26 protein-coding genes are annotated in these 26020 nt (G+C 69.3%); 14 read left to right on the top strand and 12 right to left on the bottom strand.

The annotated features are described in order from the left end of the window. The first annotated feature begins 65 nt into the window (after positions 1 to 65). Positions 66 to 527, top strand: coding sequence for a hypothetical protein (locus AC07OX_RS29840; protein WP_495263036.1), 462 nt, complete (start codon positions 66 to 68; stop codon positions 525 to 527). Here the strand turns inward: AC07OX_RS29840 and AC07OX_RS29835 are convergent. After that, the gene (locus AC07OX_RS29835; protein WP_095948441.1) at positions 505 to 1146 is read right to left on the bottom strand and encodes a GDSL-type esterase/lipase family protein; all 642 of its coding nucleotides are present in this window, start codon (positions 1144 to 1146) and stop codon (positions 505 to 507) included. The genes AC07OX_RS29840 and AC07OX_RS29835 overlap by 23 nt on opposite strands. 162 nt (positions 1147 to 1308) lie before the next feature. Between AC07OX_RS29835 and AC07OX_RS29830 the strand changes: the two genes are divergently transcribed. From AC07OX_RS29830 to AC07OX_RS29805, 6 genes are read left to right on the top strand one after another with little or no spacing between them, the layout of a single operon-like run. Next, positions 1309 to 2496, top strand: coding sequence for an ABC transporter substrate-binding protein (locus tag AC07OX_RS29830; RefSeq protein WP_495263037.1), 1188 nt, complete (start codon positions 1309 to 1311; stop codon positions 2494 to 2496). After that, on the top strand, positions 2497 to 4326 hold the full coding sequence (locus AC07OX_RS29825) for an ABC transporter permease (RefSeq protein WP_495263038.1): 1830 nt from the start codon (positions 2497 to 2499) through the stop codon (positions 4324 to 4326). A gap of 17 nt (positions 4327 to 4343) precedes the next feature. Further along, a complete protein-coding gene (locus AC07OX_RS29820) occupies positions 4344 to 4901 on the top strand; it encodes an OsmC family protein (RefSeq protein WP_495263039.1) in 558 nt (185 codons plus the stop codon). Next, positions 4885 to 5733 (top strand): ABC transporter ATP-binding protein, encoded by an 849-nt coding sequence (locus tag AC07OX_RS29815; RefSeq protein WP_495263040.1) that lies wholly within the window; start codon positions 4885 to 4887, stop codon positions 5731 to 5733. The genes AC07OX_RS29820 and AC07OX_RS29815 overlap by 17 nt, the downstream gene beginning before the upstream one ends. Further along, positions 5730 to 6575 carry an ABC transporter ATP-binding protein gene (locus AC07OX_RS29810; protein WP_495263041.1) on the top strand — a complete coding sequence of 282 codons (846 nt, stop codon included), beginning with the start codon at positions 5730 to 5732 and terminating at the stop codon, positions 6573 to 6575. Before AC07OX_RS29815 ends, AC07OX_RS29810 begins: the two co-directional genes overlap by 4 nt. A 37-nt stretch (positions 6576 to 6612) precedes the next feature. Continuing rightward, a complete protein-coding gene (locus tag AC07OX_RS29805; RefSeq protein WP_495263042.1) occupies positions 6613 to 7506 on the top strand; it encodes a VOC family protein in 894 nt (297 codons plus the stop codon). A gap of 9 nt (positions 7507 to 7515) precedes the next feature. Here the strand turns inward: AC07OX_RS29805 and AC07OX_RS29800 are convergent, their stop codons facing one another. Next, the gene (locus AC07OX_RS29800; protein WP_495263043.1) at positions 7516 to 7938 is read right to left on the bottom strand and encodes a winged helix-turn-helix transcriptional regulator; all 423 of its coding nucleotides are present in this window, start codon (positions 7936 to 7938) and stop codon (positions 7516 to 7518) included. Positions 7939 to 8048: 110 nt separating this feature from the next. On the opposite strand from AC07OX_RS29800, the gene AC07OX_RS29795 reads away from it, so the two are divergent. Further along, positions 8049 to 8639: a dihydrofolate reductase family protein gene (locus AC07OX_RS29795; RefSeq protein WP_495263044.1), complete on the top strand. Its 591-nt coding sequence runs from the start codon at positions 8049 to 8051 to the stop codon at positions 8637 to 8639. A 146-nt stretch (positions 8640 to 8785) separates the two neighbouring features. Next, complete coding sequence (locus tag AC07OX_RS29790; protein WP_159274262.1) at positions 8786 to 9247, top strand: RcnB family protein; 462 nt, start codon at positions 8786 to 8788, stop codon at positions 9245 to 9247. Positions 9248 to 9337: 90 nt separating this feature from the next. Here AC07OX_RS29790 and AC07OX_RS29785 read toward each other — a convergent pair whose 3' ends face one another. Further along, positions 9338 to 9607, bottom strand: coding sequence for a hypothetical protein (locus AC07OX_RS29785; RefSeq protein WP_070061423.1), 270 nt, complete (start codon positions 9605 to 9607; stop codon positions 9338 to 9340). A 113-nt stretch (positions 9608 to 9720) separates the two neighbouring features. After that, a complete protein-coding gene (locus tag AC07OX_RS29780; RefSeq protein ID WP_062473726.1) occupies positions 9721 to 10665 on the bottom strand; it encodes a CysB family HTH-type transcriptional regulator in 945 nt (314 codons plus the stop codon). 178 nt (positions 10666 to 10843) lie between these two features. Here AC07OX_RS29780 and AC07OX_RS29775 point away from each other — a divergent pair, with 178 nt between their 5' ends. From AC07OX_RS29775 to AC07OX_RS29765, 3 genes are all read left to right on the top strand, one after another. Beyond that, entirely contained in the window at positions 10844 to 11446 is a 603-nt protein-coding gene (locus tag AC07OX_RS29775; RefSeq protein ID WP_354346048.1) for a TetR/AcrR family transcriptional regulator, read from the top strand. Between the two features lie 217 nt (positions 11447 to 11663). Then, positions 11664 to 12563: an alpha/beta fold hydrolase gene (locus AC07OX_RS29770; RefSeq protein WP_354346050.1), complete on the top strand. Its 900-nt coding sequence runs from the start codon at positions 11664 to 11666 to the stop codon at positions 12561 to 12563. 90 nt (positions 12564 to 12653) lie between these two features. Continuing rightward, on the top strand, positions 12654 to 15596 hold the full coding sequence (locus AC07OX_RS29765; protein ID WP_495263045.1) for an SEL1-like repeat protein: 2943 nt from the start codon (positions 12654 to 12656) through the stop codon (positions 15594 to 15596). 24 nt (positions 15597 to 15620) lie between these two features. Here AC07OX_RS29765 and minE read toward each other — a convergent pair whose 3' ends face one another. The 5 genes from minE to AC07OX_RS29740 all read right to left on the bottom strand — a co-directional run bounded on the left by minE (position 15621) and on the right by AC07OX_RS29740 (position 19557). Further along, complete coding sequence (minE, locus tag AC07OX_RS29760; RefSeq protein WP_056574726.1) at positions 15621 to 15893, bottom strand: cell division topological specificity factor MinE; 273 nt, start codon at positions 15891 to 15893, stop codon at positions 15621 to 15623. A 2-nt stretch (positions 15894 to 15895) separates the two neighbouring features. Further along, positions 15896 to 16711, bottom strand: a complete 816-nt coding sequence (gene minD / locus AC07OX_RS29755; protein WP_307582537.1) for a septum site-determining protein MinD — start codon at positions 16709 to 16711, stop codon at positions 15896 to 15898. 68 nt (positions 16712 to 16779) lie between these two features. Next, on the bottom strand, positions 16780 to 17556 hold the full coding sequence (minC, locus tag AC07OX_RS29750; RefSeq protein WP_139704732.1) for a septum site-determining protein MinC: 777 nt from the start codon (positions 17554 to 17556) through the stop codon (positions 16780 to 16782). Between the two features lie 131 nt (positions 17557 to 17687). Further along, positions 17688 to 18974: a solute carrier family 23 protein gene (locus tag AC07OX_RS29745; protein ID WP_495263046.1), complete on the bottom strand. Its 1287-nt coding sequence runs from the start codon at positions 18972 to 18974 to the stop codon at positions 17688 to 17690. A 160-nt stretch (positions 18975 to 19134) separates the two neighbouring features. Continuing rightward, positions 19135 to 19557: a hotdog fold thioesterase gene (locus AC07OX_RS29740; RefSeq protein ID WP_095948453.1), complete on the bottom strand. Its 423-nt coding sequence runs from the start codon at positions 19555 to 19557 to the stop codon at positions 19135 to 19137. 87 nt (positions 19558 to 19644) lie between these two features. Between AC07OX_RS29740 and AC07OX_RS29735 the strand changes: the two genes are divergently transcribed. Continuing rightward, entirely contained in the window at positions 19645 to 20982 is a 1338-nt protein-coding gene (locus AC07OX_RS29735) for an AsmA family protein (protein ID WP_495263047.1), read from the top strand. 291 nt (positions 20983 to 21273) lie between these two features. Here the strand turns inward: AC07OX_RS29735 and AC07OX_RS29730 are convergent, their stop codons facing one another. From AC07OX_RS29730 to AC07OX_RS29720, 3 genes are all read right to left on the bottom strand, one after another. After that, on the bottom strand, positions 21274 to 22617 hold the full coding sequence (locus AC07OX_RS29730; protein WP_139140391.1) for a tripartite tricarboxylate transporter permease: 1344 nt from the start codon (positions 22615 to 22617) through the stop codon (positions 21274 to 21276). 41 nt (positions 22618 to 22658) lie between these two features. Further along, positions 22659 to 23114, bottom strand: a complete 456-nt coding sequence (locus tag AC07OX_RS29725; RefSeq protein WP_095743059.1) for a hypothetical protein — start codon at positions 23112 to 23114, stop codon at positions 22659 to 22661. A gap of 93 nt (positions 23115 to 23207) precedes the next feature. Further along, complete coding sequence (locus AC07OX_RS29720) at positions 23208 to 24494, bottom strand: hydroxymethylglutaryl-CoA reductase, degradative (protein ID WP_495263048.1); 1287 nt, start codon at positions 24492 to 24494, stop codon at positions 23208 to 23210. 137 nt (positions 24495 to 24631) lie between these two features. Between AC07OX_RS29720 and AC07OX_RS29715 the strand changes: the two genes are divergently transcribed. Then, positions 24632 to 26020 carry an aminotransferase-like domain-containing protein gene (locus AC07OX_RS29715; RefSeq protein ID WP_062481803.1) on the top strand — a complete coding sequence of 463 codons (1389 nt, stop codon included), beginning with the start codon at positions 24632 to 24634 and terminating at the stop codon, positions 26018 to 26020.

Here is a 26020-nt window from a genome sequence, read left to right as displayed (position 1 = left end):
GACCCTGGAGCGTACCCGAGGCTTTAGCTTCCGGGGCTTCTTCACTCCCTGCAGGGCTCTTCTTCATGATCGCGCTTCCCACCTACCAACGCATCGTCCGCGCCAGCGCCTGGTACGACCTCGTGGTGACCATCGGCTTCGCCACCCCGTGGACCTTTGCGGCAGTGCACGCTCTGCTGCTGTGGACCATCCAGACGCTGCAGCTGCCGGGCAGCTTTCCGGCCTTCGACCCCGTGCACATGCTGATGGCCAACCTGCTTGGCTCCGTGGTCACCGTCTGGGCCGTGCTGCGCATCCGCGATCCGCGCCTGCGCTATGGCCGCTACGACGCCGTGGCGCGCTTCCTGTTCGCGACCTGGCAGGTCTATGCCGTGACGCAGGGCGCCAGCCTCATCATCCTCGGCTTCACTGCGATGGAGTTGCTGTTCGGCGTGCTCGAGAGCCTGCCGGTGCGCGGCGCCACGGCACGCGCACCGATGCGCGCCGACGACCGCGCCGCAGGCCTCAGCGCCAGCCCGCAGCCTTGAGCTGCTCGGCGAGTTGCTCCGCCACCTTGGCGTAGCCCTTCGCGTTCGCATGGATGCGGTCCGAGCGCAGGGCCGCATCCGACAGCACGCCCGAATACACACCGGCGACCAGCAACGCCTGCCCCGACTTCGCGACCTCTTCGTAGAACGGCGCGTCGCTGAGCGAGCCGACCACCGCGCGCATCGCATCGGGCGCCGGCGTGGCCAGCACCGCCACATGCGGCGTGTGCGCGCGCGCCTGCTCGATCAGTGCGGCAAGGTTCTCGCGCGTGCTGGCGGGCGACACGCCGCGCAGCATGTCGTTGCCGCCGATGCCGATCAGGATCGCGTCGTAGCTGCCGGCGGACAGCAGCGCGGGCAGGCGCTCCAGCGCACCCGCCGAGGTGTCGCCGTTGACCCCCGCGTTCTCGACCTGCCAGCCCGTGAGCTCGCCCAGCTTCGCGGGCCACGCCGTCTCGGGCGACGCACCGTAACCGAAGGTCAGGCTGTCGCCCAGCGCCAGCACGCGGGCATCGGGCTTCAACGCGTTGGCTGAGGCCTTTCGTTTGCCGCACGCGGAGAGCAGCAGGGCGGTGGCCGGCACGCCGGCGAGCATCTGGAGGAGGTGGCGTCGCTTCATGTGGCGCGCAGCTTAAACGAGGCCGCGCGGCCGTTGGCGCTTGCCCCTTCGCTTGCTCGGAAAGCGCATAAGCCTCTCCGTTTTCGTTCCTTCCCGGCGACGGGTCAGCGGCGAAGAATCGCGGCCCTGCACATCCCTTCACTGCCACCGAGGTCCGACGCCATGCTGCCGCTGTTCACCCGCCATCGTTTCCTGCGCCATGCGGTCGCACTGTCCGCCGCCTTGCTGGCCGCGCCGCTCGCGGCCTGGGCCGCACCCGCCAGCGGCGAGCCCGTGTGGTTCGGCGTGAGCGGTCCGCTCACCGGACAGAACGCGCAGTACGGCGCGCAGTGGAAGGCCGGCTTCGACCTCGCGCTCGAGCACATCAACGCACAGGGCGGCATCCACGGCCGGCCGCTGGCCTACAACTTCGAGGACAGCCAGAGCGACCCGCGCCAGTCGGTCGCCATTGCGCAGAAGCTCGTGAACGACAAGCGCGTGCTCATCGAACTCGGCGACTTCTCCAGCCCCGCCTCGATGGCCGCCTCGCCCATCTACCAGCGCGCGGGCCTCGTGCAGCTGGGCTTCACCAACTCGCACCCCGACTTCACCAAGGGCGGCGACTACATCTGGAGCCCGTCGATCAGCCAGGCCGACGCGCAGCCGCTGCTGGCCGACCTGGCCGTGAAGACGCTGGGCTTCAAGCGCATCGCCGTGCTCTTCCTGAACACCGACTGGGGCCGCACCAGCAAGGACGTGCTCGTGAAGGCCGCGCAGGAGCGCGGCGCGCAGCTCGCCATCGCCGAGGGCTACCAGCCCGACGAGAAAGATTTCCGCTCGACCCTGGTGCGCGTGCGCGACGCCAACCCCGACGGTGTGGTGCTCATCTCGTACTACCCCGACGGCGCGCTCATCGCGGGCCAGGTGCGCAGCGTGGGCCTGAAGCAGCCGATCGCCGCCGTGGGCTCGGTCTACTCGCCCAAGTTCATCGAGCTCGGCGGCGCGGCCGTGAACGGCATCCACACCAACACCGCCTTCTTCCCCGAGGAGCCGCGCACCGAAGTGCAGGCCTTCGTGAAGAGCTTCCGCGCCAAGTACAGCAAGGAACCCGACGCCTTCAACGCCTATGCCTACGACGCCGTGGTGTACGCGGCCGCCGCGCTGCGCCAGGCCGGCCCGAAGGCCGACCGCAAGGCCGTGCGCGACGCGTTCTACAAGATCAAGGACGTGCCCAGCGTCATCTTCGGCAAGGCCACCTTCGATGCGCAGACGCGCCGCGTGATCGGCGTGAAGAGCGTCAACCTGGTGGTGAAGGACGGCAAGTGGGCGCAGATCGACGAGAAGGCGGCGGCGCTGGCATCGGCCAAGTAGATGAGCTTCACCTCCTTCTTCGACCACACGGTCAACGGCCTGATCATCGGCAACATCTATGCGTTGCTGGCGGTCGGGCTCGCGCTGATCTTCGGCGTCTCGCACCTCATCAACTTCGCGCACGGCTCGGTCTACACCGTGGGCGCGTACATCGGCTGGGCGAGCATCACCTACCTGCACACGCCGCTGCCGGTCACCATCGCGCTGGTGGTGATCGGCTCGGGCGCACTCGGCATGCTGATCGAGCGCGTGGGGCTGCGGCCGCTGCAGGGCGCCGCGCGCATCGCGCCGCTGCTGGCCACCATCGGCATCAGCTTCGTGCTCGACATCCTCGTGCAGCTGGTGTTCAGCCCCGACCCGCGCGCGCTGCCCACGCAGCTGCCCGACTGGCGCCTGCAGATCGGCACCGGCACCATCGGCGCGCTCGACCTCTTGATCGCCGGCATCGGCATCGCGAGCGCGGCCGTGCTGTTCGGCTTCCTGCGTTTCACGAAGCTCGGCTGGGCCGTGCGCGCCACAGCGCAGGACCGCGACGCCGCGCAGCAGATGGGCGTGGACGTGAACCGCGTGAACCAGACCGTGTTCGCCATCGCCGCCGCACTGGGCGGGCTCTCGGGCCTGCTGGTGGGCATGTACTACAACAACATCAGCCCAGCGATGAGCTTCCAGGCCACGCTCAAGGGCGTGGTGGCCACGGTGGTCGGCGGCGTGGGCAACGTGCCGGGCGCCATCGTCGGCAGCCTGCTGCTGGGGCTCATCGAAAGCTACGGCGTGGCGATTCTCGGCACGCCGTACCGCAACCTCTTTGCCTTTGCGTTGCTGCTGGTCATTCTGGTGTGGAAGCCCAATGGCTTGTTCGGCCGCAAGCGTGTGCTGCCGCCCGAGCCGCTCACCGGCACCTTCATCGCACCGAGCAAGCCGTGGCGCGTGCCGCCGCGCCTGCTGCTCGCGCTGTTCGCCGCGGCCGTGCTGCTGCCGCTGTTCGATCCGTCGCCTTACGTGCTGCAGACGCTCACCAACGCGTGGCTCTACGGTGCGCTCGCGCTGAGCCTCACGCTGGTGGCCGGCACCATCGGCCAGATCTCGCTGGGCCATGCGGGGCTGCTGGCCATCGGTGCGTATGCCTCGTCGCTGCTGGTGCTCGACCTGCACCTGCCCGTGGGCACGGGCATCGTGGCCGCGGGCATTCTCACGTCGCTGATCGGCACGGCGCTGATCTTCCCGGCCTTCCGGCTGCGCGGGCACTACGTGTCGATCGCCACGCTGGGCATCGGCGAGATCGTGGCGCTCACCATCCTCAACTGGGAAAGCCTCACGCGCGGGCCCATCGGCGTGTCCGGCATTCCGCCGCTGTCGCTGTTCGGTCGCGATGCGTCGTCGAACGAGGCGATCTACTGGGCCTCGTTCGGTGCGCTGGTGCTGCTGGCCCTGCTGCAGTGGCGCCTCTTGCGCTCGCACCTGGGCCGCACCTTCCGCGCCGTGCGCGAGGACGAGGTGGCCGCGCGCGCCTACGGCGTGAGCCCCGACCGCTACAAGGCGCTGGCCTTCGGGTTCGGCGGCTTCGCGGCGGGCGTGAGCGGCGCCTTCACCGCGCACATGTACTCGTACATCAACCACGAGACCTTCGGCTCGCAGATCTCGATCCTCGCGCTCACGATGGTGATCCTCGGCGGCCTCGGGAACATCAGCGGCGCGCTGCTCGGTGCGGTCGCGCTCGTGAGCCTGCCCGAGCTGTTCCGCGTGACGGCCGAGTACCGCATGTTGATCTACGGCGTGGCACTGCTTCTGTTGATCCGCTTCCGTCCCCAAGGCCTGCTCGGCACCGTCTGAAAGAACCACCAAACACCATGAGCCACCTCAACGACTACCTCGCCGAGAAACGCACCGCCGTGCTGGCCCGCAACGCCGCCGTCGCGGCCGGCACCGCGCAACCCTCGCAGCTCAAGGCCAGCGTGCGCGCCGAAGGCCGCAGCGGCGTGCGCCGCCTGCGCATCCGCGAGCACCAGGTGATCAGCGACAGCCCGCCCGATTTCGCGGGCTACAACCTCGGCCCGAGTTCGCCCGAGCTGCAGCTGGGCGTGCTTGGCACCTGCGTGACGCACATCTTCCTGATCCAGGCGGCCGAACGCCAGGTGCCGCTCGAAAGCCTCGAGGTCGAGGTGACCGGTGTCATCGATCCGCGCGGCGGCAAGCCGGGCCATGAGCAGACGCCCATCTGGCCGCACGAGATCGGCTACACCGTGCACATCGATTCGCCCGCCAGCCGCGATGAGATCGACGCGCTGTTCGAAGCGGTGGAGCGCAACTGCCCCATCCTCAACCTGCTGCGCAACCCGCAGGCCATTCGCGCCGAGGTGAAGCTCGTGAACTCGAAGGCGAAGGTCGCCGATGCCGTCGCTGCTTGAGGTCCGCGGCCTCGTGCGCCGCTTCGGCGGGCTCACGGCCGTCAACGCCGTCGACCTGCAGGTGGGCGAGGGCGAACTGCTGAGCGTGATCGGCCCGAACGGTGCCGGCAAGACCACGCTGTTCAACCTCGTCACCGGCCTGGACAAGCCCGATGCCGGGCAGGTGCGCTTCGACGGCCACGACATCACCGGCCTGCCCTCGCAGCAGCTCGCACAGCGCGGCCTGGCACGCACCTTCCAGCACGGGCGCGTGTTCGCGAACCTCTCGGTGCTCGACAACGTGTTGGTCGGCGCGCACACGCGGCTGCGCGCCGTGAAACCGCGCGTGGGCGGCGTGCCGGGCCTCGGGGCGCTGGCCGAGCTGGCGCTTGCGCTGGTGCAGCCAAGCTCTGTGCGGCGCGAGGAGGAAGCCCTGCGCGACGAGGCGCGCGAGATCATCGCGCTCTTCGGCGAACGTCTCACGCCGCGCACCGACCATCCGGCCTACAGCCTCTCGTATGCCAACCGCCGCCGCGTGGAGATCGCGCGCGCGCTCGCGCTGCGGCCGCGCCTGCTGCTGCTCGACGAGCCCACGGCCGGCATGAACGAGAGCGAGACGGCCGAGATGCTGGAGATCATTCGCGGCCTCAAGGCGCGCGGCCAGACCATCCTGCTGATCGAGCACAAGCTGGACCTCGTGATGCAGCTGTCCGACCGCGTGGCCGTGCTGGACGACGGCCGCAAGATCGCCGAAGGCCTGCCCGACGACGTGCGCAACGACCCCGCGGTGATCGAGGCCTACCTCGGCCATCGCCACGTGGGCGAAGCGCAGGAAGAAGCGGTGCCCGCATGATCGCCACCGTTGCCCGCACCGGCCTGTCGCCTTCGTCCCTCTGGGGAGAGGGGAGAAACGACGATCTGCCTGAACGCGCCGTCACGCAGGCACCGGCGAGTGCGGTTGCGCCGCTGCTGCAACTGCGCAAGGTCAACAGCTTCTACGGCCCCGTGCAGGCGCATTTCGATCTCGACATCGAAGTGCGCAAGGGCCAGATCGTCAGCCTGCTCGGCGGCAATGCCAGCGGCAAGTCGACCACGATGAAGATCGTGCTCGGCCTGCTCAAGCCGCGCTCGGGCGAGGTCCGCTTCAACGGCGAATCGACGCTCGGCCTGAGCACGCCGCAGATCATCCGCAAGGGCATCGGCTCGGTGCCCGAGGCGCGCCGCCTGTTCCCCGCGATGACCGTGCGCGAGAACCTGCTCATGGGCGCCTATGCGCGCCGCGACCGCGCGGCCGTGGCCGAAGACCTGGCGCGCATGCTCGAGCTGTTCCCGCGTGTGGCGCAGCGCCTGGGCTTCCTGGCCGGCACGCTCTCGGGCGGCGAGCAGCAGATGGTGGCCATGGCGCGCGCGCTCATGGGCCGGCCGCAGCTGCTGTGCATGGACGAGCCCACCATGGGCCTGTCGCCGCTGTACGTCGACAAGGTGCTCGAGCTCATCGCGCGCATCAACGCGCAGGGCGTCTCGGTCTTCATGGTCGAGCAGAACGCCAGCCTCGCGCTGCAGATCGCGCACCACGGCTACGTGCTGCAGACGGGTCGCATCGTGCTCTCGGGCCCGGCCCGCGCACTGCTGGCCGACGCACGCATCCGCGACGCCTACCTGGGCGGCGAGGGCGCCGCCCGCACCGCCTCCTGACCACGACGACCCCTTTGCCGCGAGGAAGACCTTCACCATGCCCCTGACCCTCGACCACGTCGTGATCGCCGTGCACGATCTCGAACGCGCCATCGCCGACTACGCCGCGCTCGGCTTCCATGTGCTGCGCGGCGGCGACCATCCGGGCCGCAGCACGCACAACGCGCTCGTCGTGTTCAGCGACGGCAGCTACTTCGAACTCATCGCATGGCGCGAACCGGCGCCCGCCGAGCGCTGGTGGCAGCTGCTGCAGCGGCACGGCGAAGGCATCGTCGATTTCGCCTTGCTGCCGCGCGACACCGCCGTCACCGTGGCCGACGCGAAGGCGCGCGGCCTCGTGCTCGAAGGCCCGCTCGACGGCGGGCGTGTTCGCCCCGACGGTGAACACCTGCGCTGGCAGACTGCGCGCGCCCCGTCGGCCGACCTGCCGTTCCTGTGCGGCGACCTCACGCGGCGCGCCCTGCGCGTGCCCGAGGGCGCCGCGCGCGTGCACCCCAACGGCGTGCTCGGCGTGGCCAGCCTGGCCATCGCAGTGCGCGACCTCGACGCCACGCTGGCGCGCTACCGGGCCTTGCTGGGCACCGTGTCCGACGACACGAGCACGCACATCGGCGAACCCGTGGCGGTGCCTGCCAGCCAGGTGCGCGTGGCGGTGATTGCTTTGGGCAGCAGTGTGCTCGTGCTGTCGTCGCCGCGCGACCGTGCGCCGGCGGCGGAGCTGGGCGGCGACGCGCTCGCGCAGCGCCTCGCCGTGCGCGGCGAGGGCCCTTACGCGCTGGTGCTGCACACCGACCGGCCGCAGTCGACTGGCACCTTCGACCTTGCACGTGCGCACGGCGCGTGGATCGAGCTCGACCTGCCGCCGGTGGACGCGCTGGAAGCGCAGGGCCGCGTGCGCGCCGACACGGCGAGCAGCACGGTGGGCGGGTAGGGCGCAGCCTCAGCGGCCGCCCAGGTGCGCCTTGCGCAGCGCGGCCCGCATCTTCTTCTGCAGCGCCGGCCCACCCTTTTCCAGCGCGGCTGCGGGTGCACCGCTCTCGGCCGTCACCGGCCGGTGCTTGCGCCCCCAGATGCCGATCTGCGTGATCACCGGCAGCAGGTCGATGCCCACCGGCGTGAGGCTGTAGAGCGCCTTCTGCTTGTGCGTGGGGTCGTCGGTCTTGCTGAGCACGCCGTGTTCGACCAGCGTGTTCAGCCGCTCCGTGAGGATGTTCGAGGAGATGCCTTCCTCGGACTGCAGGAACTCGCGGAAGTGCCGCTTGTCCGCAAACATCAGGTCGCGAACGATCAGCAGGCTCCAGCGGTCGCCGACGACTTCGAGCGCGAGGTTGATCGGGCACAGGGACTTCTGCTGGATGGCCATCGGGATTCCGCCGGGTCGAGAAACTGCTTGCATTTTCGCATCGGTTTGAGAATACTGAAACTGCTTGCATTTCGAGATCGGTTTGCGCAAGCGACCTGAAGGAGACTCCGATGCGAAAGCTCATCGTGCAAATGCAGATGTCGGTCGACGGGTTCGTGTCGCCGGCCAACGGCGACATCGACTGGCAGCTGTGGGGCTGGGGCGACCGGTGGCGCTGGGACGCGGCGCTCAGGCGCGACTTCAACGCGGTGTTCGCAAACGTCGACACGGTCCTGCTGAGCCGCAAGATCATCGAGGAGGGCTACCTCGACCACTGGGGCCGCGCGGCGACGCGCTTTCCGGCGAACCCCGACTACGCCTTTGCCCAGCGGATCGTCGAGGCACGCAAGGTCGTGCTCACGAACAAGCTGCGGGCCTCGCGCTGGGAACGCACCGACATCGCACGCGGTGCCATGGCCGACGAAGTGAATGCGCTCAAGCGCCTGCCGGGCCAGGACATCCTCTCCATCGGCGGTGTCGGCTTCGCGTCGTCGCTCACGTCGGCAGGGCTGGTCGACGAGTTCCAGTTCTTCGTGAATCCCACGGCCGTCGGCGCGGGCCGCTCGGTGTTCCACGACACGCGCCAGGGCCACGCGCTGCGCCTGCTCGGATCGAGGGCCTACGACTGCGGCATGGTGGTGAACCGCTATGCGCCCGCGTGAAGTCCGTCACGCGCGTGCAGGACAACACGCCGTGGAGATACCTGCGCTTACCGGATTTCATCTGACGGTGACCTGACGCACCCGAAGCAGACACACGCGCTGCTCAGAATGGAGGCGTCATCACAGACACACAAAAGGAGTTCCAGATGATCTTCCGTACCAAGCGCCTGACCACTGCCGCCGTTGCGGCGCTCGCAATGTCCCTGGCGGCAGGCAGCGCGCTGGCGCAAGATCGCCGGGGCGACGACCACCGCCCGGGTGGCGGCCGCTACGAGCAGCGCGATGACCACCGTCCTGGCGGCGGTCGTTATGACCAGCGCGACGACCATCGCGGGCATCGCGGCCCTCACGCCGGCTACCGCGGCGACCAGGACTTCCGCGACGGCCGCCAGTTCGACCGCCGGGGCTTCCCGCAGCCGCACACCGAGTGGCGCCGCGGTGGCCGCGTGCCGACCGAGTACCGGGGCCGCAACTACGTGGTGAACGACTGGCGCGCCTACCGCCTGCAGCAGCCGCCGCGCGGCTACCAGTGGGTGGGCGTGGGTGGCGACTACGTGCTCGCGGCCATTGCCACCGGCCTCATCGCGCAGATCATCGCGGGTCAGTAAGCCTTCGCACTGCGCTCGCACCGCGCACATGCAAAAACCGCCACAGGAGACTGTGGCGGTTTTTCTTTGGGGAACTGGGGGAGGGGCTTGTCAGGCCACCGCGGTGGCGGCCGATTGGGCGCACACGTTGCGCCCGGTGATGGTGAGGCGCAAACCGCCGCCATGCCATTCGAGCCAGTTGAGATCGACGTAGGCGTCGATGTCGCGATCGTCGATGCGATCGGCCTGGCGGCTTTGCAGCAGCTCGACCGTGGCGGGCAGGGCACGTTTCAGGCGTTCGCGCTTCTCCGCTGCATCGGCCGCCTTTTGGGCGGCCCGGGTGGCCTGTAGTTGCTGCTGCTGCTGCGAAGTCGATGCCATTGCTGATCCGTTCCGGAAGCCAAGGAATTAACCCGAATGTACGCCGCTTGTGTGAAGCTGCGCGCATTCTTTTCAACCCTGGAGCCGGAAGTGTCGATTTCGTTGCGCTTGAGCTAAATCTCGTAGTGAGACACCTTGACCTCGTCGCCCAAGGCCTTCTCGACAATCGCGCGTGTCAACGTCGGCGCGAACGACTCGATGAACGCGTAGACATATTTGCGCAGGTAGGTGCCGCGCCGCACCGCCAGCTTGGTGAGGTTGATGCCGAACAGCCGCCCCGCATCGAGCGCGCGCAGCTGTGTGTCGCGCTCGGCCTCGTAGGCCACGCCGGCCACGATGCCCACGCCCAGGCCCAGCTGCACATAGGTCTTGATGACGTCGGCGTCCATCGCGGCCAGCACGATGTTGGGCTGCAGGCCGCGCTGTTCAAAGGCCTCGTCGATGCGCGAGCGGCCCGTGAAGCCCGTGTCGTAGGTGATCAGCGGGTGCTGCGTGAGCGCCTCGAGCGTGAGCGGCGCGTCGAGCAGCGGGTGCCCTGGCGGCACGATCACCGAGTGCGTCCAGCGGTAGCAGGGCAGGGCGACCAGCTGCGGGTAGTCGCCCAGCGCCTCGGTGGCGATGCCCACGTCGGCCTCGCCGTCGAGCAGCATCTGCGCGATCTGCTTGGGCGAGCCCTGGTGCAGGTGCAGTTTCACGTTCGGGAACTGCGCGCGGAATTCCTGCACCGCCACCGGCATCGCATAGCGCGCCTGCGAGTGCGTGGCCGCCACCGAGAGCAGGCCGCTTTGCTGCGCCACGAACTCCTGGCCCGCGTGCTTGAGGTTGCTGCTCTCCATCAGCATGCGTTCGATGATCGGCAGCACGTGGCCGCCGGGCTCGGTGAGGCCCGTGAGCCGCTTGCCGGCGCGCACGAAGAGCTCGATGCCGAGCTCTTCCTCGAGTTCGCGGATCTGCCGGCTCACGCCGGGCTGCGAGGTGTGAAGGGTGTGAGCGACCTCGGTCAGGTTGAAGCCGCAACGAACGGCCTCGCGTACCGAGCGCAGTTGTTGAAAGTTCATCGGGCGCGCAGGAGGTGAAAAGAGGTCCGGACCCCGGGTCGGGGCCGACCGGCGATTCTCGGCACAAGCGCTTATGCGGGGAACGATGCGTTTGTTGGTTTCACATGAGCAAAACATCTATGAGGCCTTTCTGCGTGGGGAAGTTGATATTTCGCACGATTGTGCTAAAGTCAGCCGCATGGACGCCAAGACCCAGAAAAGCGAACTCACCCGCGCCGCCATCGTCGGCGCGGCGATGCACCTCGCGCTGGCCGAAGGGCTGGAGGCGATCTCGCTGCAGGCCGTGGCGAGCCGGCTGGGGCTGTCCAAGAGCGGCGTGTTCTCGCGCGTAGGGTCGCGCGAGGCGCTGCAGAAGGCCGTCATCGAGGAGTACGGCCGCGGCTTCCTGGCCGAGGTGTTCGTGCCCGCCATGCAGAAGCCCAAGGGCCTGCCCCGCCTGAACGACATCGTCGCGCGCTGGATCGCCCGCACGCGCGACGTCGAAGCGCAGAACGGCTGCCTCTACGTGGCCGGGGCCTTCGAGTTCGACGACCGCGAAGGCGAGCTGCGCGACCTGCTCTTCGACGAGATCACGCGCTGGCGTGCCGCGCTGCGTCGCACGGTGCTGCAGGCGGTCGAGACCGGCGAGCTCCAGGCCGACACCGATCCGGCCCAGCTCGTGAGCGAGATCAGCGGAATCATGATGAACCAGCTGCACGACGCGCGCTTCCTGCGCGACGGGCATGCGGCCGAGCGCGCGGGCCAGACCTGGCAGCGCCTTCTTTCCAGCTACCGCGCCTGAGGCGCACCCGCAGACGACGGCCACCGCCTCTTCGTTTGCCTTAATTTCGCACCGCCGTGCGATAAAAAGGAGAAGCACCATGCTGATCATTGCCCTCTTTCTCGCCGCCTACGCGGTGCTCCTCGGTGTGCGCGGCGTGCAGGACACGCTGCGCAGCCTGCCGCGCAGCAACCAGGACTGGGTCTGGTACTGAGCCCCCCGAACGAAAGCCTTCCCCATGACCACCACCACCCACACCACCGCCCCCGTGGGCTACTACAGCGCCAGTCCATTGATGCGCGCGATGCGCTTCGGCCTCGGCGCCTCGCAGCGCCTGTGGCCCGCGCTCGGCGTGCGCGCGGCGTACCGCGTGTTCGGCACGCCGCTGCCGCCCAAATGGCTGTACCGGGGCCAGCAGCCCGGTGCCGACTGGCGCCGCGAGGCCTGGTCGTTCGAGGACGCGAACCTCGGCATCTACCACCTCGCCGCGCAGGACTCGGGCGCCGAGTCGGCGCCGGTCGTGCTGCTGGTGCACGGCTGGGGCGGCCACGCGGGCCAGATGCTGCCGCTGGCACAGGCTGTCGCTGCGCAAGGCCTGCGGCCCGTGCTGCTGGAGATGCCGGCCCACGGCCGCAGCGCGGGCACGGCCAGCAACCTGCCGCAGTTCGCGCGCGCCATCGACTACGTGGCGGCGCGGCTCGGCGCCGACGGGCACGTGCTGCGCGCGGCGGTCGCGCATTCGCTGGGGGCCAATGCACTGGCCTATGCGGCGGGGCGCGGGCTGCCGGCGCAGCGGCTGGTGTTGCTGGCGCCGCCCGCGTCGCCGCGCGAGTACACGCGCTACTTCGCGCAGGTGTTCGGCCTCAGCGAGCGCACGCGTGCGGGCATGCAGCGCCTGATCGAGGCACGCGAAGGCATCCTGATGCAGCAGCTCGAACCCGCCGCCGTGGGCCCGCGCATCGCGCAGCCCACGCTCATCGTGCACGACCGCGACGACCGCGTGAACCGCTTCGCCGATGCGGAGGCCTTTCGCGATGCGATCGCCGGCGCGCGGCTCTTTCCCACGCAGGGCTGGGGCCACCGGCGCATCCTGAAAGAGCAGGCCGTGCTCATGCAGGTCACGCAGTTCCTGGCGTAGCGGCCGGCGGTCACGTGTGCGTGAAACGGCGCCCCTAAACTGGGCGCCACCCATGGCCTTCGCCATGGACGACACACGCACCGACCACACATGGGCAATCGTTCCTGGCTTTATCTCGAACACAGTCTTCCCGACACCGAAGAAGCATCGGCCGACGAAATCGCCGAAGCCAACAACAACTTCCCCGTGCTCTGGCAGCTCCTGCTGGCCGATGGCGCGGCCGGCGACGCCATCGACCACCAGCGCGTCTTCGGCGACGCCGGCACCGACAACCTCGCCAGCGACGCGCACGCCGCGCTCGCGCGCATCCGGCAGCTGCACGCCTTTGTCGAGCGGCACCCGATGCTGCACACGCTGCCGCAGATCGCGCTGCAGTTCGAAGCCGTGGTGCTGCACCTGGCCGAGCTGATCGACGAGACGCCGGACGACAGCGCGCCGCGCTTTTCGGCGAACCTCGACGAGCTGTCCTGGCTGGGCGGAGACACGGAAGGCGAGGGCTTCATCGAACGCAACCGCCGCGAGTGCAATGAGCTGTGGGCCGAGGTGCAGCGCTGCATCGACAGCGGCAACCACCCGGGCGTGGACGCGGCGCTGGGCGTCCAACGTTTCGCAGACTGGGAGGCCTGGGCCTGGCAGTTCGGCTTCGGCAGCCTGTCGCATCCGTACTTCGACGGCTACGAGGCGCCACGCGACGAGCGCTTTGCCGATTTCGAACCCGAGGAAGAGGACGAAGACGACGACGAGCGCCCCGACTACGACAACCACCTGGGCGAGGACCTCTGGCGCTTCGAGGTCGACGGCCGCTGGGGCGTGATGCGCGTGGTGTACGACGACGACGGGCGCAGCCAGCGCACTACCGTGGTCGAGCCCGCGTGGGACGACATCCGCTACGCCGGCGCCGACGATCCGCGCCTTCTCTGGATCTCGCAAGGCGAGCGCTCCGGCCTGCTGCTTGCCGACGCCGAGGCGCCGCGCGTGCTGCTCGAACCGCAGCTCGACGAGGTCTGGGCCTTCGAGGACGACATCGCCACGGCCCTGGTCGGCGACCACGTCGGCCTGCTGCGCACCGACGGCAGCTGGCTGCTCGCGCCCTCGGTCGACGAGGTCTGGAGCTTTGTCGAAGGCCGGGTGCGCGCCCGCGTGGGCGAGCGCATCGGGTACATCGACCTGCAGGGCCAATGGACGATTGCGCCGCGGTTCGAAGAGGCCGAAGACTTCACGCCCTTTGGTCTCGCGCCCGCGCGCGGCGACGAGGGCGGCTGGGGGCTGGTGGGCGCGGACGGCGAATGGGCCGTGCCGCCGCATTTCGAAAGCCTTCAGTGGCGCCACGACTGGGAGGGCTTCGACGCCAAGCGCGACGGCAAGGCCGGGCTGCTCGATGCGCAAGGCCGCGTCATGATCGAGCCGGTGTACGAGCAGGTCGACCTGCTCGAGGAATACCCGATCGAGATCCTGACGACCGAAGACAACGATCCGTCGAACGAGCGCGGCACCCCGGCCCGGCCGAAGCGCTTCGCCGTGGAACGCGCCGACGGCCTGTGCGGCCTGATCGACGGGCAGGGCCGTGTGCTCGTGCCCTTCGACTACGGCCGCTTCGAGACCCTGGAACCGCTGACCGGCCAGGAGCGCGGGCACGCCATGGTCCGGCGCGACCTGGTGCGCGTGGCGTCCAAGGGCGGGCGCACGGCGAAGAACGCGCCGTGGCTGCGTGGCATCTACGACGTGGCCGCCGGCCGCGAGCTGGTGCCGTGCCGGCACCGCACGCTCCAGCCGCTGGCCTGGGGCACGCAGGACTTCGGCTGGCTGGTCGCCGATCCGGTGCCGCGCGCCGCGAAGGTCGAGAAGGGGCAACTTGCCGTGGGCGTGCTGCGCGCCGATGGCGCCGTGCTGCACCCGCAGGCCTATCCGTGGATTTCCACCGCGGTGTCGGTCGCCGACGGCTGGATGTCCACGGTGGTCCGCTCGGACCTGTGCAAGCGCTGGAGCGCGGGCGAGCCGGTGCAGGCTGCGCGCAACGACACCGGCCTGTACGTCTGGTTGCACACCGACGGCCGCGAGCAGGCGCACGCCGAGCACATGGCCGCGCGCCATGCCGCCGGCGATCTGCGGGCCGCCTACGAGCTGGCCTGCCATCTGCGTGACGGCGAGGGCATCGAGGCCAACCCGCGCGAAGCCCTGCGCTGGATGGCGCACGCCGCCGGCGTGCGCGCGCCCGGCGACGCTCCCGCGACCGCCTCACCTGATGGCCTGCCCGTGGCGATGTGCGAGTTCTCGAAGATGCTGCGCTGGGACTCGGCCGGCCTCGGCGCCGAACCCGCCCTGGCGCGCGCATGGCTGCTGCACGCCATCGCCCATGGCGGCGAGGACGACGCCGCCACGCACGCCCATCTCGGCTACATGCTGACGGAAGGCGAGGGGGGCGAGCGCGACCTGGAAGGCGGCATGCGGCACTACGAACGGGCCGCCGGGCAGAACCACACGATGGCGCTCTACAACCTCGGCCTGGCGTACAAGCTCGGCGAACCCGGCGAACCCGGGGAGCCCGGGGAGCCCGGGGAGCCCGACCTGGCCCGTGCGATCGGCTACTTCCGCCGTGGCCACGAAGCCGGCGACGTCAGCGCCACGATGCAGCTCGGTCGCACGCTGTGCCTGCACGCAGGGGCGCTGGCCGAACAGGGCCAGGGAGAAACGGAAGTGAAGGCCTTGTACGCCGAAGCCCTCTACGCGCTGCAGAAGGTGGCGGAAGACAGTACGCAGCGCCAGCAGGGCTGGGCCTGCTACGAGCTGGGCTGGATGCGCATGCAGGGCCAGGGCGCGCCGGAAGACGCGGCAGCCGCCGAGCGCTGGCTGCTCACCGGTGCCGCGCTCGATGACTGCGAAGAGAACCTGGAGAGCCAGCGCGCCTGCGTGGAATCCCTGGCGGAGCAGTTCTACGGCGACCGCGAAAGTCCGCTCTTCGACGAAGACAAGGCCCGCGCGTGGACGCAGCGGCTGGAGGCGCTGCCCGCTGCGGCCCCGGATCAACCGGCGTGAGCCGGTTGATCGGGGCTCTGGCGCTCAGCGCGCCGGAACCGGATCGGGCAGTTCGATCTTGATGTCCAGCACTTCGAGGTTGTCCTGGGTTTCCAGGTGCACCTTGATGTCGTCGGCGTTGATCGACACGTACTTGGAAATCACCGCCACCAGCTCGCGCTGGAGCTCGGGCAGGTAATCGGGGCGCTTCTTGCCGCTGAGGCTGGAGCGCTCGTGAGCGAGGATGATCTGCAGGCGCTCCTTGGCGACGCTCGCAGTCTTCTTCTTCTCACCAAGCAGGAACGAAAGAAACGACATGCCTACTTGCTCCCGAAAATCCGTTTGAAGAAGCCGGGCTTCTCGGCGTCGACAAAGCGCATCGGCTTGTCTTCGCCAAGGAAGCGCGCGACCACGTCGCTGTACGCCTGGGCCACGTCGGTGTCCTTGTCGTGGATGGCGGGCACGCCCTGGTTGGAGGCGTGCAGCACGCTTTCCGACTCGGGGATCACGCCGATCAGCTTGATGCGCAGGATGTCCTGGATGTCTTCCAGCGAGAGCATCTGGCCGCCGGCCACGCGGTTCGGGTTGTAGCGGGTGATCAGCAGGTGCTCCTTGATCGGCTCGCCGCCGTCCTTGGCGCGCTTGGTCTTGCTGCTGAGCATGCCCAGGATGCGGTCCGAGTCGCGCACCGAAGAGACTTCGGGGTTGGTGACGATCAGCGCCTCGTCGGCGAAGTGCATCGCCATCATGGCGCCGGTCTCGATGCCCGCGGGGGAGTCGCAGACGATGTAGTCGAAGTCCATGGCGGCCAGGTCGGTCAGCACCTTCTCCACGCCGTCCTGCGACAGGGCTTCCTTGTCGCGCGTCTGCGAGGCGGCCAGCACGAACAGGTTGTCGCACTGCTTGTCCTTGATGAGCGCCTGGCTCAGGTTGGCCTCGCCCTGGATCACGTTGATCAGGTCGTACACCACGCGGCGTTCGCAGCCCATGATCAGGTCGAGATTGCGCAGGCCCACGTCGAAGTCGATCACGGCCGTCTTCTTGCCGGCGAGCGCAAGGCCCGACGCGAAGCTGGCGCTCGTGGTCGTCTTGCCGACGCCGCCCTTGCCCGAGGTCACCACCACAATTTTGGCCATCGCCATTCCTTCTTGTTTCGATTCAGTTGTCGATTGATGCTCAGCGCTGCCGCGTTCCTGGTTTTTCATCAGGGAATCGCGTCGATCGCTATTTTTTTGCCGTCCAGACGCACCTGGGCGGGCTTGCCCAGCACGGGCTCGGGCAGCGGCACTTCGTTCGTGCGGTAGATGCCCGCGATGGCCACCAGCTGCGCTTCCATGCAGGTCGAGAAGATCCGCGCCTCGGTGTTCCCGCGCGCGCCGGCAATGGCCTTGCCGCGCAGCGGCGCGTACACATGCACGTTGCCGTCGGCGATGACTTCGGCGCCGAAGCTCACGATGGCCGTCACCACCACGTCGCCGCCACGCGCGTAGATCTGCTGGCCCGAGCGCAGCGGCTTGTCGATCAGCAGCGTGCCGTTGGCCGGCACCGGCAGCTCGCGCACGATCTGCGGGGCTTCCGACGGCGCGGGCGCCTCGGCGGGCGGGGCCGGCGGGCGGGGCGCGGGGGCCGCGGGCATGGCGGCCACCGACAGGCCGGCTTCACGTGCCGCGGCGTGCTGCTCGGGGCTGCCGCCGCGCACGGCGATCGGCTGGGTCTGGTGGCGCGCCAGCAGGCTGCGCAGGGCGGCAAAGTCGATTTCGGGGGCGTCGGTGCCGCCCTCGGCCGCCTGTTCCTGCAGCAGCGAGAGGTCGATCACCACCGGCTCCTGCTCGAAGAAGTCGGGCGAATCCGCCAACTGGGCGTCGAGCGCCTCGGCCAGCACGTCGAGGTCGGCTGTCTTGAGGATCACTGCGATCAGCGGCAGTGTGGCGCTCTTGAATTCGAAAACCGCCTTGGTACGAGCGGCGGAAACATCGGCCATTGGAAAACGTGTGTGAACGTCGGTGCGAAAAGCGTTGGAGTCTAACGGGCGCCGGCCAAAGCCCGGTGGCCGGCGCTGTGTTCACTGACCCCGCACAACAGTTATTGCACGAGGTTTCACTTTGTCTGCGCTCAGGCGTTGCGCGAACGGCCCAGCAGGGCGTAGAGGATGATGGCGCCGAAAGTGGCGGTTCCGATGCCGCCGAGCGCGAAGTCGCCGAACTTCAGCGTGAAGTCGCCGGTGCCGATGATCAGCGTGATCGCGGCCACGATCAGGTTCTTGTTCTGCGAGAAATCGACCTTGTTGTCGACCCAGATCTTGGCGCCGGCAATGGCGATCAGGCCGAACACCACGATGCTCACGCCGCCCATCACCGGCAGCGGAATCGCCTGGATCAGCGCGCCGAACTTGGGGCTGAAGCCCAGGATGAGCGCAATGAAGGCCGCCACCACGAACACCGCCGTCGAGTAGATGCGCGTGGCCGCCATCACGCCGATGTTCTCGGCGTAGGTGGTCACGCCCGTGCCGCCCGCGGCGCCGCTCACCACCGTGGCAATGCCGTCGCCGATGAAGGCGCGGCCCATGTACGGGTCGAGGTTGCGCCCGGTCATGGCCGTCACGGCCTTCAGGTGGCCGAGGTTTTCCGCCACCAGGATGATCGCCACGGGCGCGATCAGCAGCATCGCGTTGGCCGTGAACACCGGCGCCGTGAAGGTCGGCAGGCCGAACCAGGCCGCGTTGGCGATGCCGCTCAGGTCGACCGGCTTGCCCAGGCCCATGCCGTTGGTGAGCGCGGCGTACACCAGCGTGGCCAGGATCAGGCCGATGAGGATCAACAGGCGCTGCACCATGCCGCGCGTGAACACCGCCACCAGGCCCACGCACAGGAAGGTCACGGCCTGCATCCACGAATCGAAGTTGCTGGCCGCCATGTTCTTGATGGGAATGCCCGCCAGGTTCAGCCCGATCACCGCCACCACGGCGCCCGTGACCACGGGCGGCATGAAGCGCTCGATCCAGCCCGCGCCCACGGCCTGCACGATGGCCCCGATCAGGATGTAGACCACCCCGCAGGCCACGATGCCGCCCAGGGCCACCGCGATGTTGGCGTTGGCCCCCTTGCCGGCATAGCCGCTGGCCGCGATCACCACGCCGATGAAGGCGAAGCTCGAGCCCAGGTAGCTGGGCACCTTGCCGCCCGTCACGAGGTAGAAGATGAGCGTGCCGATGCCGCTCATCAGGATCGCGATGTTGGGGTTGAAGCCCATCAGGATCGGCGCCAGCACCGTGGCGCCGAACATGGCGATCACGTGCTGGATGCCCATCGCGCCGGTCTGCAGCCAGGGCAGCCGCTCGTCGGGCGCGATGACCGCGCCGTTGGCCAGTGTGGACACCGGCTTTTCAGTCCAGTTGAACATGTGTTTTCTTCTCCTCGGTTGGTGTGTGTTTGGGGGGTCGACGCGCTCCCTGGGGCGAGATTGTGGTCGATCCACCCCGTGCTGAACACGGGTGCCACCCGCAAGAGGCGTACCAGCGGGAGAAGAAAAAAGAACAAGCGCCCGGAAGGCGCGCCCGCGCTCAGCGCGGCTGCAGCACCGCCATGGTGATGCGCGAGACGCAGGTCAGCTCGCCCGCCTCGTTCGTCAGGTCGATCTGCCAGACCTGCGTGGTGCGCCCGCGGTGCACTGGCCGTGCCGTGCCGATGACCCAGCCGCTGGTGGCCGAGCGGATGTGGTTGGCGTTGATGTCCAGGCCCACGGCGCGGTCGCCCTCGGGGGCCGAGTAGTGCGCGCCGCAGGAGCCCAGCGTCTCGGCCAGCACCACCGACACGCCGCCGTGCAGGATGCCGTAGGGCTGGCGGGTGCGCTCGTCCACCGGCACGCGGGCGCGGATGAAGTCATCGCCCACCTCCAGGAATTCGATGCCCAGGGCGGCCACGGCCGTGCCCACGTGGTTGGCGGTCAGCGATTCGACCGAGATCTCTTTCTTCCAGATACGCATGCAGGGGTCTCCGATACAGGGGGTGCGAGGGCACTATAGCGACGACGGCTGACAACCGCAGTCGCCTTTGCGTGCTACCTTGGCCCGATGACCTTCCCTTCGGTGCGGCGGTGGCTCCTGGGCTCGGTGGCGGTGCTGCTGCTGGGCATCGGCGCGCTGGCGCTCGTGGTGGCCGCACGCCTGCCCGACGACGACGAGGTGGCGGCCCGCATCGCCGCGGGCTTCTCGCAGCGCTACGGCGTCGAGCTGACCGTGGGCGGCGCCCACTGGTCGCTGTGGCCGGTGCCCGTGCTGGCGCTGTCCGAGCTGGCGACCGACCAGCCGCAACCCATCACGCTGCGCCGCGTGAGCGTGCGGCTGCACCTGTGGCCGCTGCTGCTGCGCCGCGAGGTGGCCATCGACGAGATCGCGCTCGAGAGCCTGGTGCTGCCGCGCGCCTCGGTGCGTGCCTTTCGGGACAAAGGCCCCGAGCCGCAGGAAAGCGAGCGCATCGTGCCGCTGCCCGCGCCCTGGACCCTGGCGGCCGTGCCGGTGGAGCGCGTGCGCTGGCGCGACGTGGTCTGGATCGACCGCCGCGACATCGCGCTGGCCTACGACGGCGAGGTGGCCTTCGACGACAACTGGCGCCCTCGCGAGCTGCGTCTGGAGCGCGCCGGCGCCGCATCGCCCGTGCGCCTGCGGCTGGACCGCGAGGGCACGGAAGACCGCTGGCGCACCCGCATCGACGCCGGGGGCGGCACGTGGAACGGTGAATCGCGGCTCGAGGTGCTGCCCGAGGGGCGGGGCTTGCGCGTGTCGGCCGAACTCGACCCGCGGCAGGTCGACATCGAGCCGCTGGTGCAGGCCTTCGGGCGCCGCTCGGCGGTGGCGGGCAAGGTCTCGGGCCACACCTCGCTGGTGGCCGAGGCCCGCGAGGTGGGCGCGCTGATGCGCGGCCTGCACACGCGCACGACCTTCTCGGTGCAGCCCGCCACGCTGACCCGCCTCGACCTGGCCAAGGCCGTGACCACCGCCGGCATCAGCCGCGGCGGCACCACGGCGCTGGACGAGCTCACGGGCACGCTCGACACCCAGGGCACCGAAGACGGCATCGTGATGCGCTACACGAATCTCAAGGCGCGCTCGGGCGTGCTCACCGCGAGCGGCAACCTGCGGCTGTTCAACCGGCAGATGTCGGGCGAGATGGCGGTGGACCTGGTCGATGGCGTGGTCGGCGTGCCGCTGAAGATCGGCGGCAGCGTGGCCGAGCCCGAGGTGTCGATGACCGGCGGCGCGCTCGCGGGGGCGGCGGTCGGCAGTGCGGTGCTGCCGGGGGTGGGCACGGCGATCGGGGCGCGCGTGGGGCAGCAGGTGGAGAAGCTGTTCGGTGGGGATGAACCGGCGAAGAAGAAGACGCCACCGAAACCCTCTGCATCGCAGCGCTGACTCGCTGGTTGCCGTCGCGTTCAGGGCGCGTGCCCAGGCCACCGGGTACTTCCCTCCGCGAATGTCCCCCGGCCTGCGGCCTCCTCCTTGATTTCGCTGCGGGAAGCACCCAGTGTCCTGGGCACGGGAAGCGGCAGCGGTGTGCGGCCGATCAACGACTGCACTGAACACGCTCACGTCGATGGGGTGCCTTGCGCAGCGAAATTAAGGAGGAGGGCGAAGCCCGGGGGACATTCGCGGAGCAAGGTGCCCCGTCGGCGGGAGCGTCGCCCTGAACAGCGCTTCCAGCCATCAGGAGAACGCCTTGATCACCGCCGGCACCGTCAGCACCGCCGTGTAGTAGCCCATGAACTGCACGCCCGTGTTGAAGCCGATGGCACGCGACAGCAGCCCGCCGAGCAGGCCCATCGTCAGGATCACCAGCAGGCCGAGCAGCTGGCCTTCCCACACGCTGATCACCACGATCAACCCGACGAAGGTCGCGATGATCGCTTCGTGGCTCACCTTGCGCGACACGAACAACGCCGCGCGGCGCGCGAAGTTCATCGTGAAGGGGTAGGCCACCAGCGCCGCGAGCACCACGGCCAGCATGCCGTAGCCCAGGAACTCCCAGTGGTTCAGCAGGTTGTGCAGGTTGTGCGTCTGGCCCGTGGCCGAGTCGATGGTGAACACCGGCGGTGCGTTGAACAGCGGCGCCGCAGGGCCGGCCGCCACGGGGCTCAGCGGCAGGCCGATGGCGATCAGCGGGATCAGCGCTTCGGCGATGTAGGTGGCCTCGGTCACGCCGTTGCGCGCGGCCAGCGTGGTGGTGAGGCGGTGGTACGCATGCTTGATGCGCGAGCCGACCAGCTCGCCCAGCACCACCGTCATCGCCACGGGGCTGAACACGAAGGTGGCGCTGGAGATCGCGGCGGTCGCGAAGGTCCACTTCACCTGGCCGCGGTCGAGCACCTTGAACGGGTTGGGAAAGTAGCCCGACCAGCCCTTCACGTCCGGCGCGAGCGAGAAGGTGCGGACCTTGTCGCGCTTCATGCGCGCACGCGCCGCGGGCGAGATCACCGAGAACAAATCGGCCACCAGTGGCCCGATGGCGATGCCCAGGAAGTAGCTGATGCTGAGCTTCACGCCGTACTTGCCGGTGAGCGCCTGCAGCGCCACGATCACCATCACGAAGGGCACCAGCGTGGCGACCGAGGCCCAGCGTCCGCTCGAGAAGTAGGCAATGGCCACGGCCGCCACCACGAAGATCCACGGCGCCGCCTTGGTGATGGCCGCGCCGTACGGCGCCAGCAGCACCGCGAACAGCACGGCCAGCGGCACCGCGAGAAAGGCCGCGATGATCGCGCCCGACACCATCTTGCGCAGCGCGATGTGCGGCACGCCCAGGTTGCGCAGCACGTTGGCGTCCTGCAGCAGCGGCGTGGCCATGGTGTCGCCCGGAATGCCCAGCAGCGCGGTGGGCACCGCGTGCGTCATGTGCTTGGCCACGGCGGCGGCCAGGAAGAAGGTGAACACGCCTTCGGGCGGCACGCCCAGCAGCACCACCAGCAAGGTGAGCGGTGCGAGCGTGGTGGTTTCGTCGGTGCCCGAGACGAGGCCGATGGCCGCGAACACGATGGCGCCCACGAGGCCCATGCCGGTGGCGACGAGGATCTGGTTGAAGAGGGCGGCGTCGATCACGAGGCGGCTCCTTCGGCGGCCTTGGCGGCCTGGGGCTTGTACGACGCGAACAGCTCGTAGATCTCGAGCTCCTTCATCTCGCGCACCACCACGGGCGGCAGGTCGTCCACCGAGCCCAGGTCGCCGTGCTCGGCGGCCAGTTCGGCCAGCACCTCCTCGCGCCAGCGCGGATCGGCGGCGGTGCCTTCGACCACTTCGCGCTTGGGCGTGAAGAGCTTCGCGCAGATCACGCCCGAGACCACGCAGCCGCCCAGGCCCGCGAGCATCGCGTAGGCGCGCGCCAGTTCGGGCGTGCTCACCACGCTCGCGAGCACGCGGCTCGCCACGAGGTAGCCCGTGAGGCTCACCGCGACGCCGATCGCGATCGACCACGCGAGGTGGCCCAGGTCGGCCGTGTCGCCCCATATCTCCACCAGCCGCCAGCGGGCGGGCGTTGCACTGTCTGCGTTCATTCGAGTTGTCTCCGTCTGTGGTTGTGTGACGGCCGCGTGCGCGACCGCCGCGGTGTCGGCCGCGGACCGTGGTGCGGGAGGCTCCCGCGTTGCTTACTTCTTGCGCAGCGCGTCGAGCAGCGCCACGGCGCGGTCGGTGCGCACGTCGTGCTCGGCGGCCATCTGTCTGGCGATGGCGTCGATCTCGTCGCCGGTGGCGCCCGCGACGAGCGCGATGTTGCGGGCGTGCAGCGCCATGTGGCCGCGCTGGATGCCTTCGGTGGCGAGCGCGCGCAACGCGCCGAGGTTCTGCGCGAGGCCGACGGCCACGGCGACCTCGCCGAGCTCCTGCGCCGACTTCACGTCGAGGATCTTCAGCGCGAGCCGTGCGAGCGGGTGCGTCTTCGTCGCGCCGCCGACGAGGCCCACGGGCATCGGCATCTCGATGGTGCCGACCAGCGCGCCGCCCGCGTCCTTCTCCCACGTGGTGAGCGAGGTGTAGCGTCCGCTGCGGCAGGCGTACGCATGCGCACCGGCTTCCACCGCGCGCCAGTCGTTGCCGGTCGCGACGATCACCGGATCGATGCCGTTCATGATCCCCTTGTTGTGCGTCGCCGCGCGGTAGGGGTCGATGGCCGCGAAGGTGTAGGCGTCGATCACGCCCTCGACCACCTCTTCGCCGCTGCGCTCGCGCGTGGCCAGCACAGAGGGTGCGAGCCGCACGCGCGCACGCGCCAGCCGCAGGTCCGCCAGGTTCGACAGGATGCGCAGGCGCACCGTGCCGCCCGTGAGTTTCTCGACCAGCGGCGACACCGCCTCGGCCATCGTGTTGACGGTGTTCGCGCCCATCGCGTCGCGCACGTCGACGATCAGGTGCATCACCACCATCGCGCCGCGCGGCGTGTCGCCGAACACGTGCACCTCGATGTCGCGGCAGCCGCCGCCCAGGCCGATCAGCACCTTGTCGCGGCTGTTCGCCACGGCCAGGATCTCGTCGCGCGCACGCAGCAGCGCGAGCCGCGCACCGTACGGGTCGGTGATGCCGATCACCTGCACCTGCGCGCGCATCAGCGGGCCGGTGCTCGAGGCCTCGAAGCCGCCGCCTTCGCGCGCCAGCTTGGCCATGAAGGAGGCGGCGGCGACCACCGAGGGCTCTTCCACCGCCATCGGCACGAGGTAGTCGCGCCCGTTCACGGTGAAGTTGCCGGCCACGCCCAGCGGCAGCTCGAAGGTGCCGATCACGTTCTCGATCATGCCGTTGGCGCGCTCCACGCCCAGCGCGCCGGGCTGGGCGAGCAGCGCCACCTCGTCGTCGGTGAGCGCGGCGGCCTGTGCGATGTGGGCCAGGCGTTGGGCGGGCGTGAGTGCGCGGAAATTGGGAATGCGGGAATCGGCGGCCATCGGTGCGTGTCTCTTCGGAAGGTGAATTCGGGAGCAGGCAATTTAGGCCGGCTGTACCGCCCGCGGAAGGCACAGTTTGGCGGGACAGTGCGGACAGTGGTGCGCCGCCACGCCTCGCTGTGTCACAGTCCAAACCCATGACCACGATCGCCGATTCGCTCGCCGACACCCTCGCGCGCCAGATCGCGAGCGGCGCCTACAAGGCCGGCGACAAGCTGCCCTCGCTGCGCGAACTCGCGCAGCTGCACGGCTATGCCAAGAACACCGTGGTGGCCGCCTTCGAGCTGCTGGTGTCGCGCGGCCTCGTCGAGCCGCGGCGCGGGTCGGGCTACTACGTGCTGGCGCAGGCCACGGCCACGCCCAAGCCCGCCGAGGACGACGCCGGCAGCCTCGGCCGCGCGATGGACATCGTGTGGCTCATGCGCGAGCAGCTCAAGACGCAGCCCGATGCAGTGGCGGTGGGCGACGGCTTTCCGCCCGTCGAATGGCTGGCCGACGTGCGGCTGGACAAGTACCACCCGAAGGTCGTGCGCACGGGGCTCGGTGCGCTGTTCCGCTACGGCAGCCGCTTCGGCTATGCGCCGCTGCGCGACCACCTCGTGCGCAAGCTCGCGGACTTCGGCATCGGCGCCGAGCCGCGGCAGATCGTGCTCACGCACGGCGCCAACGAGGCGATGGACATCGTCATCCGCTACTTCGTGCCGCCCGGCGGCAAGGTGCTGGTCGACGACCCGGGCTACTACCCGCTGTTCGGCAAGCTCAAGCTCGCGGGCGCGCAGATGCTCGCGGTGCCGCGCCTGGCCGACGGGCCCGACCTCGAGGTGCTGGAGCAGCTGCTCATCGCCGAGCGGCCGCGCCTGTTCTTCACGCAGTCGCTCGCGCACAACCCCACGGGCTCCGACATCTCGCCGGCCAAGGCCTTTCGCGTGCTGCAGCTGGCGCAGAAGTACGACCTGCTGATCGTCGAGAACGACCCGCTGGCCGACTTCAAGCCCACGGCGCTGCCGCGGCTCTCGGCGCTCGACCAGTTGGAGCGCACGATCTACATCGGCAGTTTTTCCAAGTCGTTCTCGGCCGCGCTGCGCGTGGGCTTCATCGCCTGCGGCGCCGACCTGGCGAGCGACCTCGCCGACCTGAAGGCGCTGATCCACGTGAGCAGCTCGGAGTACAGCGAGCGCACGGTCGACGTCATCCTGAGCGAGGGCCACTACCAGCGGCACCTCAAGCGGCTGCAGCAGCGGCTGGGCGAGGCCACGCGCGACGCGCTGAAGCTGTTCGACGCGGTGGACGCCGAGGTCTTCGCGCGCAGCCCGCAGTCGCTCTACATCTGGGCCGCGCTGCCCGGCGTGGACGACTCGCTGGCCTTCGCGAAGGAGCTGCTGCCGCGCAAGATCGTGATGGCGCCGGGGCGCATCTTCAGCGTCGATTCGACGCAGGTCTCGCGCTGGTCGCGCTTCAATGTCGGCGCCATGGCCGACCCGCGTTTTGCCAAGGCGCTGCGCACCGCGTTGCGGCGGCGCGCCTGA

The sequence above is a fragment of the Variovorax sp. GW821-FHT09D07 genome, assembly GCF_059416345.1.
Note: the sequence above shows the minus strand (reverse complement) of the source record. Positions and strands in the feature narration are given on the sequence as shown.

Excerpts from the sequence above, each read along its gene's own strand:
- AC07OX_RS29840 (WP_495263036.1), top strand. The coding sequence starts at position 66 with ATGATCGCGCTTCCCACCTACCAACGCATCGTCCGCGCCAGCGCCTGG.
- AC07OX_RS29835 (WP_095948441.1), bottom strand. The coding sequence starts at position 1,146 with ATGAAGCGACGCCACCTCCTCCAGATGCTCGCCGGCGTGCCGGCCACC.
- AC07OX_RS29830 (WP_495263037.1), top strand. The coding sequence starts at position 1,309 with ATGCTGCCGCTGTTCACCCGCCATCGTTTCCTGCGCCATGCGGTCGCA.
- AC07OX_RS29825 (WP_495263038.1), top strand. The coding sequence starts at position 2,497 with ATGAGCTTCACCTCCTTCTTCGACCACACGGTCAACGGCCTGATCATC.
- AC07OX_RS29820 (WP_495263039.1), top strand. The coding sequence starts at position 4,344 with ATGAGCCACCTCAACGACTACCTCGCCGAGAAACGCACCGCCGTGCTG.
- AC07OX_RS29815 (WP_495263040.1), top strand. The coding sequence starts at position 4,885 with ATGCCGTCGCTGCTTGAGGTCCGCGGCCTCGTGCGCCGCTTCGGCGGG.
- AC07OX_RS29810 (WP_495263041.1), top strand. The coding sequence starts at position 5,730 with ATGATCGCCACCGTTGCCCGCACCGGCCTGTCGCCTTCGTCCCTCTGG.
- AC07OX_RS29805 (WP_495263042.1), top strand. The coding sequence starts at position 6,613 with ATGCCCCTGACCCTCGACCACGTCGTGATCGCCGTGCACGATCTCGAA.
- AC07OX_RS29800 (WP_495263043.1), bottom strand. The coding sequence starts at position 7,938 with ATGGCCATCCAGCAGAAGTCCCTGTGCCCGATCAACCTCGCGCTCGAA.
- AC07OX_RS29795 (WP_495263044.1), top strand. The coding sequence starts at position 8,049 with ATGCGAAAGCTCATCGTGCAAATGCAGATGTCGGTCGACGGGTTCGTG.
- AC07OX_RS29790 (WP_159274262.1), top strand. The coding sequence starts at position 8,786 with ATGATCTTCCGTACCAAGCGCCTGACCACTGCCGCCGTTGCGGCGCTC.
- AC07OX_RS29785 (WP_070061423.1), bottom strand. The coding sequence starts at position 9,607 with ATGGCATCGACTTCGCAGCAGCAGCAGCAACTACAGGCCACCCGGGCC.
- AC07OX_RS29780 (WP_062473726.1), bottom strand. The coding sequence starts at position 10,665 with ATGAACTTTCAACAACTGCGCTCGGTACGCGAGGCCGTTCGTTGCGGC.
- AC07OX_RS29775 (WP_354346048.1), top strand. The coding sequence starts at position 10,844 with ATGGACGCCAAGACCCAGAAAAGCGAACTCACCCGCGCCGCCATCGTC.
- AC07OX_RS29770 (WP_354346050.1), top strand. The coding sequence starts at position 11,664 with ATGACCACCACCACCCACACCACCGCCCCCGTGGGCTACTACAGCGCC.
- AC07OX_RS29765 (WP_495263045.1), top strand. The coding sequence starts at position 12,654 with ATGGGCAATCGTTCCTGGCTTTATCTCGAACACAGTCTTCCCGACACC.
- minE (WP_056574726.1), bottom strand. The coding sequence starts at position 15,893 with ATGTCGTTTCTTTCGTTCCTGCTTGGTGAGAAGAAGAAGACTGCGAGC.
- minD (WP_307582537.1), bottom strand. The coding sequence starts at position 16,711 with ATGGCCAAAATTGTGGTGGTGACCTCGGGCAAGGGCGGCGTCGGCAAG.
- minC (WP_139704732.1), bottom strand. The coding sequence starts at position 17,556 with ATGGCCGATGTTTCCGCCGCTCGTACCAAGGCGGTTTTCGAATTCAAG.
- AC07OX_RS29745 (WP_495263046.1), bottom strand. The coding sequence starts at position 18,974 with ATGTTCAACTGGACTGAAAAGCCGGTGTCCACACTGGCCAACGGCGCG.
- AC07OX_RS29740 (WP_095948453.1), bottom strand. The coding sequence starts at position 19,557 with ATGCGTATCTGGAAGAAAGAGATCTCGGTCGAATCGCTGACCGCCAAC.
- AC07OX_RS29735 (WP_495263047.1), top strand. The coding sequence starts at position 19,645 with ATGACCTTCCCTTCGGTGCGGCGGTGGCTCCTGGGCTCGGTGGCGGTG.
- AC07OX_RS29730 (WP_139140391.1), bottom strand. The coding sequence starts at position 22,617 with ATGGGCCTCGTGGGCGCCATCGTGTTCGCGGCCATCGGCCTCGTCTCG.
- AC07OX_RS29725 (WP_095743059.1), bottom strand. The coding sequence starts at position 23,114 with ATGAACGCAGACAGTGCAACGCCCGCCCGCTGGCGGCTGGTGGAGATA.
- AC07OX_RS29720 (WP_495263048.1), bottom strand. The coding sequence starts at position 24,494 with ATGGCCGCCGATTCCCGCATTCCCAATTTCCGCGCACTCACGCCCGCC.
- AC07OX_RS29715 (WP_062481803.1), top strand. The coding sequence starts at position 24,632 with ATGACCACGATCGCCGATTCGCTCGCCGACACCCTCGCGCGCCAGATC.